Consider the following 16,147-nt stretch of genomic DNA (forward strand, 5'->3'; position numbering starts at 1 on the left):
GTGATCGAACTGTGTATCATTAAACATATTTTCTTTTTGATAAACTTCTATTTATGAAGAATACATTTTCTGACCACAAGCAAATTAGCGTGGTTTCTAGTTTCTCCGAACTTGTTAGTTCTAATTTTCAAGGAGATAGAAATGCGATTTGTTGGTATAGAAACCTGAATGGAGATTTTCAAGAAATCGTAAAACAGCTTGAACTAAAGGAAAATATTACTGAGGTTTCGGTTGATGATCTATTGGCTTTGCAACTTTCCGAACAAGGTCATTTAGCAAGAGAAATCATCTTAAAAGATATGCAGCTATTAAGTGATTTCGGAGCTTCACCTACCCTGAACTTAATTCAAAATTACGAACGTGATGATGAGTTAAATTTTATTTCAACTGATGTGTATTCATTTCATGTTGATCGCTCGCCTATTCCGACAGATACTTTTTTATGTACTTATCATGGAGCGGTAAGTGAAATTCTGCCAAGTGATCAAGTTAAGCAAAAAATTTTGATTCCCGAAATTAGAGAGAAACTTAAGGAATTACATAACGGGCCAGAATCAGAATTTGAAAGTTTTCTACAAGATTATTTCTTCGATTTACATTACCAGCCGCTCCCTGATGCAAGACCTTTAAATTTAGGTTTAGGACATCTTTGGCGTCTAGCAGTTGATCACCCGACGCAGAACGTTTTACCTTGTGTTCATAGAGCACCTATTGAAAATGAAGGCGAATATAGACTACTTTTGATTTGTTGAATATTAATAAATAAAAGTGTTTTAGTAACAACTAAAATAAGGCACTTTTATTATCAAAATTCTCTTTCAACGCTGTAATTAATATATTTAGCAACGGTGCCTGTTCACGTCGATGCGGATAATACAAATAAAAAGGTTCATAAGTGTGTCGCCAGTCTTTCAGCACTTCTTCCAGTTCACCACTCTCTATATAGGGTTGTACCATATCAATCGGTAGATATGAAATACCAACACCGCTTTTCACCGCCTGTAACATCGGGGTAATGGTGGTGAATGTAATTTTGGATTCTACTTTCACGCTTTGAGTTTTGCTTCCTTTAGTAAATTGCCAACGAAACATGGCTCCATGTGTAGGTAAACGTAAATTAATACAATCATGTTCAATCAAGTCTTTGGGATGCGTAGGTCGACCCTTTTGATTTAAATAATCAGGTGTTGCCACGGCCAGCATTGCAATTCCATGGCTGATTTTTACTGCAATCATGTCTTTGGAAACCAATCCACCTCGACGGATGCCTGCATCAAAACGTCCATCGACAATATCGGTCAAACCATAATCAGAGGTCATCTCTACCGTAATATCAGGGTATTTTTTTATAATTTTTTCTACAGCTGCCCATAGCACACTTTGAATGGCGTATTCATCAGCATTAATACGTAAGGTACCAGCAGGGTTTTCTCGCAAGGCGCTAATCTGATGTAGCCCATGTTCAATATCTTCAATCGCAGGCTGAACCAAATTGAGCAGATATTCCCCTGCTTCGGTTGGTGACACACTTCGGGTAGTCCGCGAAAGGAGTTTAATACCTATTCGCTCTTCTAGATTACGCATGGTCTGGCTAATGGCAGATTGGGAGGTGCCTAGTTTTGCAGCCGCTCGGGTAAAACTGCGCTCTTGTGCGACAATGAGAAAGACCTGTAGATCATTTAAATTTTCTTTCATTATTTATAAGTATTCAGTATAAGTCCTATCTAATTATAACGGATTATCATTATAAATCACCCTTGCTAACATTGTTTTTATCAAATGAACAAGAGAATAAAGCAATGAAAAAAGTCTGGTTAATCACAGGTGCATCTTCTGGTTTAGGTCAGGCACTTGCACAAGCGGTTATTGCTCAGGGTGATTTGGCTGTGATCACGGCGCGACGTCTAGATCGCTTACAACAAATTGCATATGGCCATGAAGATCAAGTGTTAGCAGTTGCACTTGATGTTACCGATGCTTCTGCACGAAGCCAAGTGATTGATCAAGCCATTCAGCATTTCGGACGTATTGATGTGCTTGCGAATATTGCTGGGCGTGGTGTAGTGGGCGCATGTGAAGAATTTAGTCTGCAACAACTACGCGAGCAAATGGAGTTGAATTTCTTTGCCGCCGCTGAAATGACTCGTGCTGTGTTACCGCAGATGCGTCAGCAAGCATCAGGTCATATCTTGACCCTGAGCAGTATCGCTGGGCTAGTGGCCATGAATGCAGCAGGTCCCTATTGTGCTGCCAAGTTTGCCATTGAAGGCTGGACTGAATCGCTTGCACTGGAAGTCAAATCACTGGGGATTCATGTCACTTTGGTTGAACCAGGTGCATTCCGTACTGAGTTTGCAGGCGATGTCAATATGCGTCCAGCTCAGCACATTCAGGCCTATCGAGCTGTCGTAGAACCATTTGAGCAATATTTGGAAGGTTCATCGGGTAAACAACTTGGTGATCCTGCCAAAGCTGCGCAACGCATGCTTGAAGTCGTTGAAAGTGCAACACCACCTACCCGTCTAATGTTGGGTCAGGATGCTTTTTCAATCTGGGATCAAACCCTTGCAACACGAACCCAAGACATTGATTCATGGCGCCAAAAAGGCATTGAAACCGCATTTGACGATGCTGAGTTTGTCGAAATCCAGCTTTAAGCCTTACATCTCATTGGAGTTAATCAAATGAAAAAAATCCATTTCAATCAGCAGAATATCCAAATTGCAGCACATCTTTATCTCCCCCCATGATTTTAATGAAACACAACAATATGCCGCCGTCATTTGTGGTCATCCTGTCGGTGGAGTGAAAGAACAAACGGCGCATATCTATGCACAAAAACTTGCGGAGCAAGGATTTATTGCACTGACTTTTGATGCTGCCTATCAAGGTGAAAGCGGAGGAAAAACCCGTCAACTCGAAAATCCATATCAACGTGTTGAAGACTTTCGTGCTGCCATCGATTATTTAGACAGCTTGGCTTATGTAGATGAAAATCGCATTGGTATTTTAGGCATCTGTGGTGCGGGTGGGTATGTCATTCATGCTGCCATTATTGATCATCGTATCAAAGCGGTAGTTGGTGTCAGTGCAGTAAATATAGGTGATCTGTATCGTCAAGGTTGGTATGGAGACAATCAGGCAACTGCTTCTGAACAAACCACCATTTTAGATTCAATTGCACAACAGTTGACGGCAGAGGCACAAGGTGCAGCAATGGCTCTGTCACCTTGGTCACCTGAAAGCCTCGAAGGTGTTGACGATCCCGAAATGCGTGAAGCCTATGATTATTACCGTACCACTCGCGCCCAACATCCAAATGCGCCAAGTCAAGGCACCACAACGTCAACAGCAGTATTGATGAGTTACGATGCCTTTCATTTTGCAGATCGCTACCTGACTCAACCCTTACTTATGGTTGTGGGAAGTGAGGCAGGTTCGGCATGGCACAGTCAACAACTGATCAAAACCGCAGCGGCACCTCAAAAAGAACTTTTTGTGATTACAGCTGCAAATCATTTTGATCTATATGATCGTCCAGATGCTGTAAATGAAGCTGTAGAAAAAATTGTACCTTTCTTTCAGCAATCTTTATCAGGTCAATAAGGAGAGCATCAGATGAATCGTTTAAATGATAAAGTGGCCATCATCACAGGTGCTGGTAGTGGTACTGGAATGGGCGCTGTCACTGCCCGTTTATTTGCTCAGCAAGGTGCGAGTGTGGTGATTACCGCCAGCCAGCAGCGTGAACAAGCGATCAAAGACTTGTCAGATGAACTGAACCAGCAAGGCCTAAAAGCAACATACGCCATTCTAGATGTCACCAATGAAGTGCAATGGCAAGAAGTGGCAGCACATACCATTTCGACATTCGGAAAAATTGATATCTTGGTGAATAATGCAGGTACACCAGGACCACGTGGTGGATGGACTGATACCGATATTCAAGATGTGTTGGCTGTGATGGATGTCAATTTAAACAGTCAATTCTTAGGCATTAAAACCGTGATTCCATTTATGCAACAAGTGGGCGGTGGTTCGATTGTCAATATTGGTTCTGCAGCAGCAGTGATTGCTTTTCCTGATGTGAATCCAGGGTATGCAGCTTCGAAGGGTGCATCACGCATGTTAAGTAAATCAGCAGCAGTCGATTTGGCGAAAATGAATATTCGTGTCAATACGGTTTTGCCAGGATTGATTGCTACTCCTATGGCAACCCATTTCACTGAAGATGAAGAAGCAATGCAACATTTACGTACAGCCATCCCTGTTGGTCGTGCAGGGACTTCAGAAGAAATTGCCTTTGCCGTGCTGTTTCTTGCCAGTGATGAAGCCTCTTATGTCACAGCAACCGAACTCTTGGTTGATGGGGGGTATACTGCAATTTAGCCATTCATTTGTTATATCAAGCTTCCTGCCCTAAGGTCAGGAAGCTTTTTTGTGGCTAAATTTTAGAATGGTCTGATGAGAATAAAAGCAGTATTATGTTGTGTTTATTCATAAGTCTTACTTATTAAAGCAATCAAAAATAACCCTCTAATCAAGATAAATCAGCAATGGTACATTTATTTCATCAACTGATTCCCTCTATGTGGAGCTTAAACGATGAAAAATGTAACCTTCAAAAATAAAAGCATCGACGTATCAGCAACGATCCGTTTTCCAGAAGGCTTTGATGAAAATCAGAAATATGCTGCGATTGTATGTGCACACCCCATCAGCAGCTGTAAAGAACAAACAGCAGGTGCAATTTATGCTGAAAAATTAACTGCGGCAGGCTTTGTAACTCTTGCCTTTGATGCATCTTATCAAGGTGCCAGCGGCGGAGAACCCCGTTTCCTTGAAGACCCTGCAACCCGTGTTGAAGATTTTCGTTGTGCCGCCGATTATCTCACAACTTTAAATTATGTCGATGAAAACCGCATTGGCGTCCTCGGTGTTTGTGGTGGGGGGGGCTATGCGGTAAATGCAGCCATGACCGAACGCCGCTTTAAAGCTGTGGCAACCATCGTCGCTGCAAACTATGGTCGTCTGATGCGTGAAGGTGATCTCAGTCCAAATGCAGCAATCAATACTCTTGAAGCAATTGCAGCTCAACGTACAGCTGAAGCACGTGGAGCAGAAGCATTTATCACCCAATATATTCCAAACTCGCAGGCAGAGCGTGAACAAGCCGGCATTCAGGACATTGATATCCAAGAAGCCATTGACTACTACAAGACACCACGGGGTCAGGCAGCAGGTTCAACCAACCAGTTACGTTTTTCAGGTTTGGCTGCCGCTGTTGGTTTTGATGCCTTCCATTTGGCTGAACACTTACTCACTCAACCCTTACAGATTGTCGTAGGTGATCGTGTTGGTGCTTTTGGCTCATATAAAGATGGTTTTGAACTGTATAACAAAGCCGCCGCTAAAGATAAAAATATCTTTGTAGTTGAAGGTGCTAGTCATTATGAACTTTATGACCAACCTGAACCTGTCGCAAAAGCTTTAGATGTGGTTATTCCCTTCTTTCAAAAACATCTTTAATCCTTTCGCGTGAATACGATGAATAGCGCGTATTCATGCTTCTTTTATTAAATATTGAAAACTTAGAGATGATATGAAAACTGTCCTTATTACAGGTGCAAGTTCAGGTATTGGCAAGGCCTTGAGTTATAAATTCGCTGCTGAAGGCTTTAACCTGATTCTGGTTGCCCGTCGAGCGAGTACTTTAGAACAAATAAAGCAGGACATTGAAACGACATATCAAGTCAGTGTTCATGTGGAAAGCTGTGATTTGGCAGTCCTTGGCAATGCACGACAGCTTTATGAAAAGCTAAGAACATTGCAAATTGATGTGATGATCAACAATGCGGGCTTTGGTGATTATGGCTTCCCTTGGGAGGTTAATCTGGAAAAAGCCAATAACATGATCGACCTAAATATTAAAGCCCTCACAGACTTATCTTTACTCTACGTCAAAGATTATGCAGATCGAGAAGCAACCTTAATCAACACGGCTTCGATTGGTGGCTATGTACAAATTGATATTGCCGTGACCTATTGCGCCACAAAATTCTATGTGGCTTCCTTCACCGAAGGTCTGGCACTAGCGATGCAATCACAAAATAAAAAAATGCGGGTCAAGGTTTTGGCACCTGCTGCAACTCGTACTGAATTTGTTGATCAAGCCTCATCTCAAGGTGGAATCGATGGTGAAACTTTATTTAGCCCTGAAGTGTTTATTTCAGCTGAACAATTGGCTGAATACGCCTATCAGCTTTATCAAAGCGATCAAGTGGTTGGCATCGTCAATGAAAACAATCTATTCGACTTAAAAGATCCTGTTTATCCTCAACTTATAATGGATACTCTCTCATGAAAACTTATGCATATGCGGCTTTGGAACAAGGCTCCACTCTGGTTCCTTACACTTTAGAGCGCCGTGAATTACGTCATGATGATGTGAATATTGAAATTCTCTATTCAGGTGTTTGCCATTCCGATCTGCACATGGCAAAGAATGATTGGGGACGTACGGTTTTCCCTTTAGTGCCTGGTCATGAGATTGTCGGTAAAGTAATTGCGATCGGCAAGGATGTAAACAAGTTTAAGATAGGCGATCATGTCGCTGTAGGAACATTTGTGGATAGCTGTATGCATTGTGATCAATGTCATAAAGGTGAAGAACATATGTGCCGTGAAATCTTGACCGAAACCTATAATGGGCAGGATCGTATGACCGGTGAAAATACTGCTGGTGGTTATGCCAAACATATCGTGGTGAAAGAACACTTTGTTTTGCATGTGCCTGATCGCTTGGATTTATCACGTGTTGCACCCTTGCTCTGTGCAGGAATTACCACTTATTCCCCATTACGAACTTGGAATGTAGGACCAGGAACACGTGTTGGCGTGGTGGGTTTGGGTGGCTTAGGACATATGGCGGTTAAACTGGCAGTTGGTTTAGGTGCAGAGGTAACGGTTCTGAGCCGATCAAAACAGAAACAAGCTGATGCTTTACAACTGGGTGCAGATCGTTTTCTTGATACCGCTGATTCAGAAGCTATGCAACAGGCACTCAATGCTTTTGATGTGATTATTGATACTGTTCCAGTCAAGCACGATATTAATCCTTATATTCCCTTACTGGATATTGATGGCACCTTTGTTGTGGTTGGGCAGTTAGGACAACTGGATGAACTTTTCACTGTTCCTGCCATTATGGGGCGTCGTCGAATAGCGGGCTCAATGATTGGCGGTATTGCCGAAACACAGGAAATGTTAAATTTCTGCGCCCGTCAAAATATCTTGCCGGACTGTGAAATGATTCGGATGGATCAAATTAATCAAGCATTTGAACGTTTAGAACGTTCCGATGTCCGCTATCGTTTCGTGATTGATATGGCGACCTTATCCGCTCACACAGACTAAATCATTGATCTTTATATCTAACCGAAACAGACGACTTCGGTTAGATTTTTATAATGACTTTAATTTTAAATAATGCCGCCATTCACACGGAGTACTTGCGCATTTATCCAATTACTTGCGTCATTTACAGCGAAATCTACAACGGCAGCAATATCTTCTACAGTACCTAAACGTTCTAAAGGTGCAGCGTTGCTTAATCTTTTGATCAAGTCATCACTTTTACCTTCTAGAAAAAGTTCTGTTGCAGTCGGTCCAGGTGCGATTGAATTAACGGTAATATTTCTACCTCTAAGCTCCTTGGCTAAAATAGCAGTTAATGATTCAATTGCAGCCTTTGACGCAGTATACACACCGTAGCCTTGAAGTTTCATACCAATAACACTACTAGATAAGTTAATAATTTTCCCACCATTTGCTAATCGTTTAGCAGCTTCACGCATCATATATAAAGAACCTTTAAGATTAATTGCTAGTATCTGATCAATCGTTTCATCATCAACATCTTCAATTTTATTAAAGCGCATGATGCCTGCATTATTAATCACGATATCTAACTGACCGTAGGTCAGGATAGCGTAATCAAACAGTTGGATGACTTGATTTGAATCGCCTATATTCGCTTTAAATAAAGATGCAGTCCCTCCAAGTGCTTGAATCTTTGATAAAACAGCATTTGCTTCTAGATCATTATGGGCATAATTAATAATAATTTTATGACCTTGTTGAGCTAATAAGGTTGCAGTAAAGGCACCGATACCTCTTGAAGCACCCGTAATTAAAATAACTTTTTTCTGACTCATATCTCACCTCATAAAATGAAATTTAACTTCTCATGGGTTCTATGATACTGTTCAGTCAAAGTCGGATAATGTCTTAAAATCTGACATATTTATCCGAATAATACGAACAAATGAGTGAGGTGCGATGGATAAATTAAATGCAATGTCTGCTTTTATTCATGTCGTTGAACAACAAAGCTTTACCAAAGCTGCGCACATATTGAGTCTGCCTCGTTCAACATTGACTGATGCTATTAAACAATTAGAACTACAATTGAATACACGTTTGTTATTTCGGACTACTCGTCAGGTTAAAACCACTGATGAAGGACAGATTTATTATGAACGTTGTAAGTTTATTTTGAGCTATATCAATGAATCTGATCATGATTTTCTGAATGCAAAACCACAAGGGACTTTAAAAATAGAAGTGCATGGTATCTTTGCTGCACATTTTATTATGCCTAAACTGCATCAGTTTCTGAGTGAATTTCCACAAATTCAATTACAACTGACAGAAAGTGACCGTTATGTTGATGTCATTAAAGAAGGAATTGATTGTGTTATTCGTATTGGTCAACTCAATGACAGTGATCTTATCGTCAGACACCTTGGTGATATTCAACAAGTTACTTTGGCAAGCCCAGATTATTTAAAAAAATATGGTGTCCCTAACAAGCTAAACGATCTAAATGGGCATTTTATGGTGGGTTTTTACTCAACAGCTCGGCAGAAAACAATACCTCTTGAGTTTATAGATAAGCAAAAAACTGAATTATATAATTTACCCACGATGATCCAAGTCAATGGAGCTAATACTTATTCTGCAGCTGCTAAACATCACTTCGGACTTATTCAAGTTCCAAGATATGGTCATCATTTAGAACTTGAGCAAGGTGAACTTTGTGAAGTTTTAACAGATTACCCAGTGCCTTCTCTTCCTGTTTCTTTGCTTTATGCATCCAAGACATTGGTTTCACCTAGGCAAAAAGTATTTATTGAATGGATTATTCAACTTTTTAAAGAGCAGCCTTTAAATGAATAAAAAGCCCGCATAATGTGAGCTTTATCATTTTATCAAGCCTGTTAAGATCGATTAAATTAATCCTTTAAACAGGAAAAAACATCCGACAAACAACAGTAGTACAGCAAAGCATTTTTTTAACATTTGCGGTGATAAAGCATGTGCCACTTTAGCACCTAGCTTTGCGGTAAAAAAGCTCATCGCACTGATACCAAGAAATGCATAAATATGAACAAAACCTATGCTGTTCGGAACATTTATTTGTTCTTTCATACCAAATAACATAAAGCCTAGCGCACCTGCGATTGCGATAGGTAAGCCACATGCAGCAGATGTTCCAACTGCTTTTTGCATGACTACACCATGATGATTTAAATAAGGTACGGTTAAGCTACCTCCACCGATACCAAAAATTGCTGATGCTACGCCTATTCCTGTACCTGCGAATACCTGTTTAGTTGCTGATGGAAGCACTTTATTCTGATCTATTACTTTTTTGGCTCCCATAAACATTTGATATGCAACCCAAATCACAAAAACACCAATAATCAGTTGTAAGTGTTCCCTTGATAGTAATCCCGCAATACCCGCACCAAAAAATGACCCAATTACTAAACCCGGAGTCAGATTTTTGAATACAGGCCAAATTACTGCACCATTTTTATTATGCGCCATTAATGAGCTGATAGACGTCACAATAATCGTGGCTAATGACGTACCCAAAGCAAGATGCATCACAACTTCAGGATCATAGCCCATCTGTGTAAAGACAACATATAAAAGCGGTACAATGATTAGCCCACCACCTACACCAAAAAGCCCAGCAGCAAATCCCGCTAAGGCGCCTATAGCTAAAAAAATGATTAATTCCACGACATACTTACTTGATTGAAGGTTAATATTAGATAAATAGCGAATGTTGATTTAAGCAACTTCAGTCTCACCCACTTGGTGATAAGTACGATTAAAATACACCAGACTATGTTCATGCTGACCTTGTTGAATAGCAACTGTACGGCAAATAAAAATAGTATGTGTTCCTACTTCCTGAATTTGTTCAATCTGACAATCAAAACTGACAAGAGCATCCTCTAAAACAGGTGCACCTGTTTTTAATTTAGTCCAAGTTCCATGTTTAAACCGCTCTTCAGATGTCAACTTAGAAGAAAACACATTGGAAATATGCTGATGTTGCGCGCCTAGAACATTCACAGTTAAAGTTTCATTTTCAATAAAATGTGCATGTGACCTAGATGCTGTATTCATACACACTAATAATGTCGGAGGTGTATCCGTAACGCTACATACAGCAGATGCGGTAAATCCATGACGACCAGATGCTCCCGCTGTAGTCACCACATTCACTGCACTTGTCAGTAAAGACATCGCATTTCTAAAGTCAGTTGCTTCAATCATCATCTGATTCCTAAATTGAACTGTAGCTTTTCTTTAGATTAAGCCCTAACACAGTCGCGTCACATTTGCACATCTAAATTACTTCAAACTGAATGGGCTACTAACTAAATTAATAAGTAGCCCATTCGATATTTCCTAATTGCTAAATACTAAACGGAGAGCTCCTTTCGGATAATTTCTGCACCTGCACTCAAGGCATTCAGTTTACCGCGTGCTACTTGACGAGATAAAGGCGCCATTCCACAGTTGGTAGATGGGTAAAGTTTATCAGCATCGACAAATTGAAGCGCTTTGCGTAGCGTATCCGCAACCTCATCCGCTGTTTCAATATTATTGGTTGCAACATCAATCGCACCAACCATGACTTTTTTACCGCGGATTAGTTCGATTAGATCCATTGGTACACGAGAGTTTTGGCATTCAAGTGAAACGATATCTATTTTAGACTTTTGAAGCTTAGGGAAAGCTTCTTCATATTGACGCCACTCTGAACCCAACGTCTTTTTCCAATCGGTATTGGCTTTGATGCCATAGCCATAGCAGATATGGACGGCTGTTTCACATTTAAGGCCTTCAAGCGCTCTTTCTAAAGTTGCAACACCCCAATCATTTACTTCATCAAAGAAAACATTAAATGCAGGTTCATCAAATTGAATAATGTCGACACCCGCAGCCTCCAATTCAAGCGCTTCTTGATTAAGAATCTTGGCAAATTCCCAAGCCAATTTTTCACGGCTTTTATAGTGACCATCATATAACGTGTCAATCATGGTCATTGGACCTGGAAGCGCCCATTTGATTGGTTGTGTTGTTTGGCTACGTAAAAACTTGGCATCTTCCACGAAAACTGGCTTTTGGCGAGAGACTGCACCAACTACAGATGGAACACTTGCATCATAACGATTACGGATACGAACTGTTTCACGCTTCTCAAAATCCACGCCATCAAGATGCTCGATAAATGTGGTGACAAAATGTTGGCGAGTTTGCTCACCATCGCTCACAATATCAATTCCCGCATGGATCTGTTCTTGTAGAGATAAACGCAGAGCATCTTGCTTCGCTTCGATTAATGCATCACCTTCTAATTTCCAAGGTGACCAAAGTTTTTCAGGTTCTGCAAGCCATGAAGGTTTCGGTAAGCTGCCAGCCGTTGATGTTGGTAATAAAATTGCCATTTTAAATCTTCTATCTCTATTTCAGGTAAATTAAGCAGCGTTACTGTCTACAGTGTAATTGGCAGCCCATTGTTCAAGGATGTTTTGATAAGGCTTGATAAAGTTTTCTTCCGTCCATTTACCTTGTTTTACTGCCAATTGACCACGCTCTACACGGTCGTAAACAATTCGTGTTAATGAGTAATCTGGGTACTCTAAACTTGCTTGATACACTTGTGCTGCTGAAGAATTTGCGTTGTAAATTTCAGGACGATAGATCTTTTGGAAAGTTTCCATCGTACTAATTGCGCTAATCAGTTCAAAATCGGTGTAATCACGTAATAAATCACCCGCAAAATAGAATGCTAAAGGTGCAACACTTCCTTTCGGCATAAAGAAGCGAACCTGTAAGCCCATTTTATGGAAATATTCATCAGTACGTGAATATTGATCTTGCTTATATTCAACACCTAAAACGGGATGCTCATTAACAGTACGCTGATAAGTCCTCGCTGTTGAAACACTTAAACAAATGACAGGTTGTTGATTAAACTCAGCCTTAAAAGTATCTGAATTTACTAAATATTGATAAAGCTTACCGTGTAAATCACCGAAACCTTCTGGTGCATACGAAGTTGAGTTCTCTTTATTATGTTCTTTAAGTACCACACTAAAATCATAATCACGTACATAAGACGAGAAACTATTGCCAATCATGCCTTCAATACGTTGATTGGTATGGTGATCGGTAATGGTGCTTTTCAACATTTCAATGATCGGAAAAGTTTTGCCATTACCTTCAATATCTAAATCTGCAGAAATAATATCAATTTCAAGTGAATAACGGTCACCATTCGGATTATCAGTTTGTGCTAAAGCATTGAAACGATTATTAATCATTCGAAGCGTATTACGAAGATTCTGCTCTCGACTTTCACCACGTGCTAAGTTGGCAAAATTAGTCGTTAGACGTGTGCTATCCGCTGGTTGATAGTTTTCATCAAAACGAATGCGTTTAATTGAACATGCAAACTCTTTACTCATGATGATTGGTATCCTAATTTTTGCGATAAACCGTAAACTTCTTTATGTTGTAATTTATACTCGAATCATCACATGAATAAAAATGATTTAATCTAACTCCAAGATGAGTAAAATTCATGTTGATAAGATGCGCTATCATGATTAGAAAATCTGAATGAAAAATTATTAGATTTTATTTTGCAATTAGAACAAGTAGCTTAAACATAAGCTAATGAAAAATATTGATTTATATTTTTAAATTTATATTTCGAAGAAAAATGGAAATGAAAGCGTAATGTCCAAAAACTATAAAATGATTAAGCCACCCAAAACATAAATCTATTTTTGGAGCTGTAATATTTGGATAAAAAATCAAAAAATAGTCATCATTCCATATTCTCCTCCCACTATTTTCATGTAGTCGGAAAAATGAAACTTTGAATCCTGCAAGTTTTTATAGATAAATGAGCTGCTAAAATAGAATCAGCAGCCCATTAAATTAGATCTTCTGATGGAAAATAATTACTTCCTAACAATTGGGCCTGATGTTTTAGCATCTGAATCAGTCCAATAGCTTTTATCTTGTTGCGTTGGATCACCTTCTAATTTATAGCTTATAAAGCCCTTTTTGAAAATTAATCCTCCATCACTTCGCTTCGATTTAACTTTTTGTTCATTCACCCAAACATTTTCTTTATTATCAACACGAATATTCGATACTGTTTGTTCGGTGTTTGAGTTTTTTGCGATCCATTTACCTGCGTAAGTATTTGAAATAATTGTTTTATAAGTTCCAAATCCTGCTTTGCTATTCTCAGCTTTAGATTTATTAACATCACAACCTTGTAGCTCAGATACTTGGGTACAACCTGAACGTTCTAACTTCGCTCTATATTTTGCATCTATTGCATAGGCTGAATTCATCGTATAAAAAGTGCTTACAGCAAGACATACGCTAAGTAGAATTTTATTCATATTTAATTAGCCTTTTTAGATGATAAATGAATTGATACATGATTTTTATAGAGTCATTCTAGCATTACTATTTTTTTAATGATGTGTAGCTTGATTGTTTAGTTTTATTTTAGTGTAAAGATCAACTATTCAGAGGAGCAAGGTAAATAGATGATCTTTACATATTATTGAATTCTTATTTAAAAATTCACAGTCCATGAAAATTTTGCAGTACGCGGTGTGCCTAAAAATAAATAATCATCGCCGAAGAAGCTTCCTACATCTCGCCAGTATTTTTTATTTGACACGTTATCAAGATTGAATCTCAGTGTGTTTTCATAGCCATAAGCACGGAAGTTATAGGCTGAACCCACGTTAAATAAGGTATAGCTCGGCACTTTTACTGTAGCTGATTTATTCGCATATTTACTGCTACTGTATTGTATACCAGCAAGTAAACGTAATCCTTCAACTTGAGGGACTTGATATGAAATATTATTCGCTAAACGTACTCGAGGTACATTTTGAGTTTGATGATCTTGATATTCAGATGACTGTATGTCTTTTAAACGCGAACGTGTAAGTGCTAAAGTCGATGTCACATCTAAATTCTGAACAAGACGTCCTTGCAGACCAAGTTCCAAACCAAGGTTATGTTGTTCACCATCTTTTACGAAATCATTTGAAGTATTGGTATATTGATTATCTTGTTTTAAATCAAATAATGCAGCTGAAAAAAGTAAATCTTGCCACTGCTGCTTAAATCCCAATTCATATTGCGCTGAATGTTTAGGTACTAATGTCACAAAAGGATTGTTTGCAAACCACGGCGCTTGTCCGCCGTCACTTAATCCTTTGGCATAAGAAGCATAGACATGAGTCTTTTCCCAAGGCTGATACATCACAGCAAATTGGGGTAAAAAGCGATTAAAGTTGGTATCTCGGATATTATTACCAGATGCATCATAAGCACTTTCATTCAAATGCAATAATTTACCGCCTACTACAGCAGACCAAGTATTATTGAAGTCAATCTGATCAAGTAAATTGAATGCAGTTTGCTGACTGTTCAAAGATTTGTAATGGTTGCCTAAAGTTGCGCCAGACGGATCATAATTCACAGTGTCAGTATAAATATTTCCTGTACCGACAGCTTGGTTAATCGCATCATATTGTGCGTGTCGTTTATAAGTTTGTGATAATTCTAAACTCAACTTATGTTGCCATGATCCTGTACTAAATTGACCATTTAATCCTGTTTTAAATTGATTAGTTAGATAACTGTCATCAGGACTGCGGAAGTCATAAATATCATAATTGCCATTTTGGTCAAAAGTATAGGCAAATGCTGAATAATCATCCACCACAACACGGCTTTGAGAAACTATTAGATTTGCTGACCAATCTTTATTGATTTGGTAATTATATTTTAAGCCCGTATTTAGACTTTGACTGATGACAGGTTGGCTCCAACTTTGATAGCCAAGTAAACGATCCCACTCCACACCAGTTGGTACGGTTTTACCATCAAGTAATTGATAACCTGGTACTGAACGCTGACGTTGACGCTGTGATTCAATATCAAATTCTAATTTTGAACGATCTGATATATTCCAGTCTAATGCTAAAGAACCAAATAAGCGTTTACCGTTGGCATGTTCTACGTGCGGATGAATCTCCTCATGCGCCAAATTCATTCGATAACCAAACAGCTGCTCAGTTCCTAAAAATCCGCCAAAGTCAGCTGCGATAACATTACCACCATGACTATCTGCATCAATGGTCATTGAACGGATGTCTTTAGGACGTTTGCTTACATAATTAACGACACCCGCTGGTGTCGACATTCCACTTTGAATAGCACTGATACCTTTCAAAATCTCCACTTGTTCTTTGTTTTCAAGCGCGACATTTTGCTCACCGCGCAGCAAGTTACCATTCAGCAAATAGCTCGAACCGAGGTTTAAGGCAAAACCGCGCATGATGAAATTCGAGTAATAACCAATTGGGGCGTAACCATCACCCACAGAAGCATCATTTTTTACAACATCCGTTACGGTTTTTGCATGTTGGTCGGCAATTCGCTCAGCCGTTACAGTATGAATAGATGCAGGAATCTCAGCGAGATTTTGTTGTGTGAAACCAGACAGATTTACCTTGGGTTGAAAATATACATTTTCTGCTGCTTGGGCTTTTACTGTGATTGTTTCTAATCTGGATACTTTATTTTCATCTTCAGCATGTACCAATACTGAACTTAACCCTAGGTACGAAAATGAACCGACTGCCAGTAATGCCTTGTGTAAACGAGAAAATGTAAATGGATATGTTTTCACAGTAGTTGCCTAACCCCAAGAAATAATCTTATAGCCTGAATT

General features: G+C 39.3%; 16 protein-coding genes. 8 read left to right on the forward strand and 8 right to left on the reverse strand.

The window, feature by feature from the left end; genetic code table 11:
* The first annotated feature begins 53 nt into the window (after positions 1-53).
* On the forward strand, positions 54-752 hold the full coding sequence (locus IEV17_RS00180; RefSeq protein ID WP_004662136.1) for a DUF1826 domain-containing protein: 699 nt from the start codon (positions 54-56) through the stop codon (positions 750-752).
* Between the two features lie 31 nt (positions 753-783).
* Here the strand turns inward: IEV17_RS00180 and IEV17_RS00185 are convergent, their stop codons facing one another.
* Positions 784-1,695: a LysR family transcriptional regulator gene (locus IEV17_RS00185; RefSeq protein ID WP_004662139.1), complete on the reverse strand. Its 912-nt coding sequence runs from the start codon at positions 1,693-1,695 to the stop codon at positions 784-786.
* A 104-nt stretch (positions 1,696-1,799) separates the two neighbouring features.
* On the opposite strand from IEV17_RS00185, the gene IEV17_RS00190 reads away from it, so the two are divergent.
* From IEV17_RS00190 to IEV17_RS00215, 6 genes are all read left to right on the forward strand, one after another.
* The gene (locus tag IEV17_RS00190) at positions 1,800-2,657 is read left to right on the forward strand and encodes an oxidoreductase (protein WP_004662140.1); all 858 of its coding nucleotides are present in this window, start codon (positions 1,800-1,802) and stop codon (positions 2,655-2,657) included.
* Between the two features lie 64 nt (positions 2,658-2,721).
* Positions 2,722-3,606 carry an alpha/beta hydrolase gene (locus IEV17_RS00195; RefSeq protein WP_004662142.1) on the forward strand — a complete coding sequence of 295 codons (885 nt, stop codon included), beginning with the start codon at positions 2,722-2,724 and terminating at the stop codon, positions 3,604-3,606.
* Positions 3,607-3,618: 12 nt separating this feature from the next.
* Positions 3,619-4,389 carry an SDR family NAD(P)-dependent oxidoreductase gene (locus IEV17_RS00200; protein ID WP_004662143.1) on the forward strand — a complete coding sequence of 257 codons (771 nt, stop codon included), beginning with the start codon at positions 3,619-3,621 and terminating at the stop codon, positions 4,387-4,389.
* A 216-nt stretch (positions 4,390-4,605) separates the two neighbouring features.
* The gene (locus tag IEV17_RS00205) at positions 4,606-5,529 is read left to right on the forward strand and encodes an alpha/beta hydrolase (protein ID WP_004662145.1); all 924 of its coding nucleotides are present in this window, start codon (positions 4,606-4,608) and stop codon (positions 5,527-5,529) included.
* Positions 5,530-5,602: 73 nt separating this feature from the next.
* Positions 5,603-6,364 carry an SDR family NAD(P)-dependent oxidoreductase gene (locus IEV17_RS00210; RefSeq protein WP_004662147.1) on the forward strand — a complete coding sequence of 254 codons (762 nt, stop codon included), beginning with the start codon at positions 5,603-5,605 and terminating at the stop codon, positions 6,362-6,364.
* Positions 6,361-7,416, forward strand: coding sequence for an NAD(P)-dependent alcohol dehydrogenase (locus IEV17_RS00215; RefSeq protein ID WP_004662148.1), 1,056 nt, complete (start codon positions 6,361-6,363; stop codon positions 7,414-7,416). Before IEV17_RS00210 ends, IEV17_RS00215 begins: the two co-directional genes overlap by 4 nt.
* 65 nt (positions 7,417-7,481) lie before the next feature.
* Here IEV17_RS00215 and IEV17_RS00220 read toward each other — a convergent pair whose 3' ends face one another.
* A complete protein-coding gene (locus tag IEV17_RS00220) occupies positions 7,482-8,216 on the reverse strand; it encodes an SDR family oxidoreductase (protein ID WP_004662151.1) in 735 nt (244 codons plus the stop codon).
* Positions 8,217-8,340: 124 nt separating this feature from the next.
* On the opposite strand from IEV17_RS00220, the gene IEV17_RS00225 reads away from it, so the two are divergent.
* A complete protein-coding gene (locus tag IEV17_RS00225) occupies positions 8,341-9,240 on the forward strand; it encodes a LysR family transcriptional regulator (RefSeq protein ID WP_004662152.1) in 900 nt (299 codons plus the stop codon).
* A gap of 51 nt (positions 9,241-9,291) precedes the next feature.
* Here the strand turns inward: IEV17_RS00225 and IEV17_RS00230 are convergent, their stop codons facing one another.
* The 6 genes from IEV17_RS00230 to IEV17_RS00255 form a co-directional block, all read right to left on the reverse strand.
* Positions 9,292-10,092 (reverse strand): sulfite exporter TauE/SafE family protein, encoded by an 801-nt coding sequence (locus IEV17_RS00230; protein WP_004662155.1) that lies wholly within the window; start codon positions 10,090-10,092, stop codon positions 9,292-9,294.
* A gap of 51 nt (positions 10,093-10,143) precedes the next feature.
* Positions 10,144-10,635 (reverse strand): flavin reductase, encoded by a 492-nt coding sequence (locus tag IEV17_RS00235; RefSeq protein ID WP_004662156.1) that lies wholly within the window; start codon positions 10,633-10,635, stop codon positions 10,144-10,146.
* Between the two features lie 149 nt (positions 10,636-10,784).
* Complete coding sequence (locus IEV17_RS00240; RefSeq protein WP_004662159.1) at positions 10,785-11,813, reverse strand: methionine synthase; 1,029 nt, start codon at positions 11,811-11,813, stop codon at positions 10,785-10,787.
* A 30-nt stretch (positions 11,814-11,843) separates the two neighbouring features.
* The gene (locus tag IEV17_RS00245) at positions 11,844-12,836 is read right to left on the reverse strand and encodes a DUF1852 domain-containing protein (protein ID WP_004662161.1); all 993 of its coding nucleotides are present in this window, start codon (positions 12,834-12,836) and stop codon (positions 11,844-11,846) included.
* Positions 12,837-13,337: 501 nt separating this feature from the next.
* A complete protein-coding gene (locus tag IEV17_RS00250) occupies positions 13,338-13,790 on the reverse strand; it encodes a hypothetical protein (protein WP_004662163.1) in 453 nt (150 codons plus the stop codon).
* A gap of 179 nt (positions 13,791-13,969) precedes the next feature.
* Entirely contained in the window at positions 13,970-16,105 is a 2,136-nt protein-coding gene (locus tag IEV17_RS00255) for a TonB-dependent siderophore receptor (RefSeq protein ID WP_004662165.1), read from the reverse strand.
* Between the last annotated feature and the right edge of the window lie 42 nt (positions 16,106-16,147).

It is taken from the genome of Acinetobacter modestus (assembly GCF_014636095.1).
GTDB classification, from domain to species: Bacteria; Pseudomonadota; Gammaproteobacteria; order Pseudomonadales; family Moraxellaceae; genus Acinetobacter; species Acinetobacter modestus.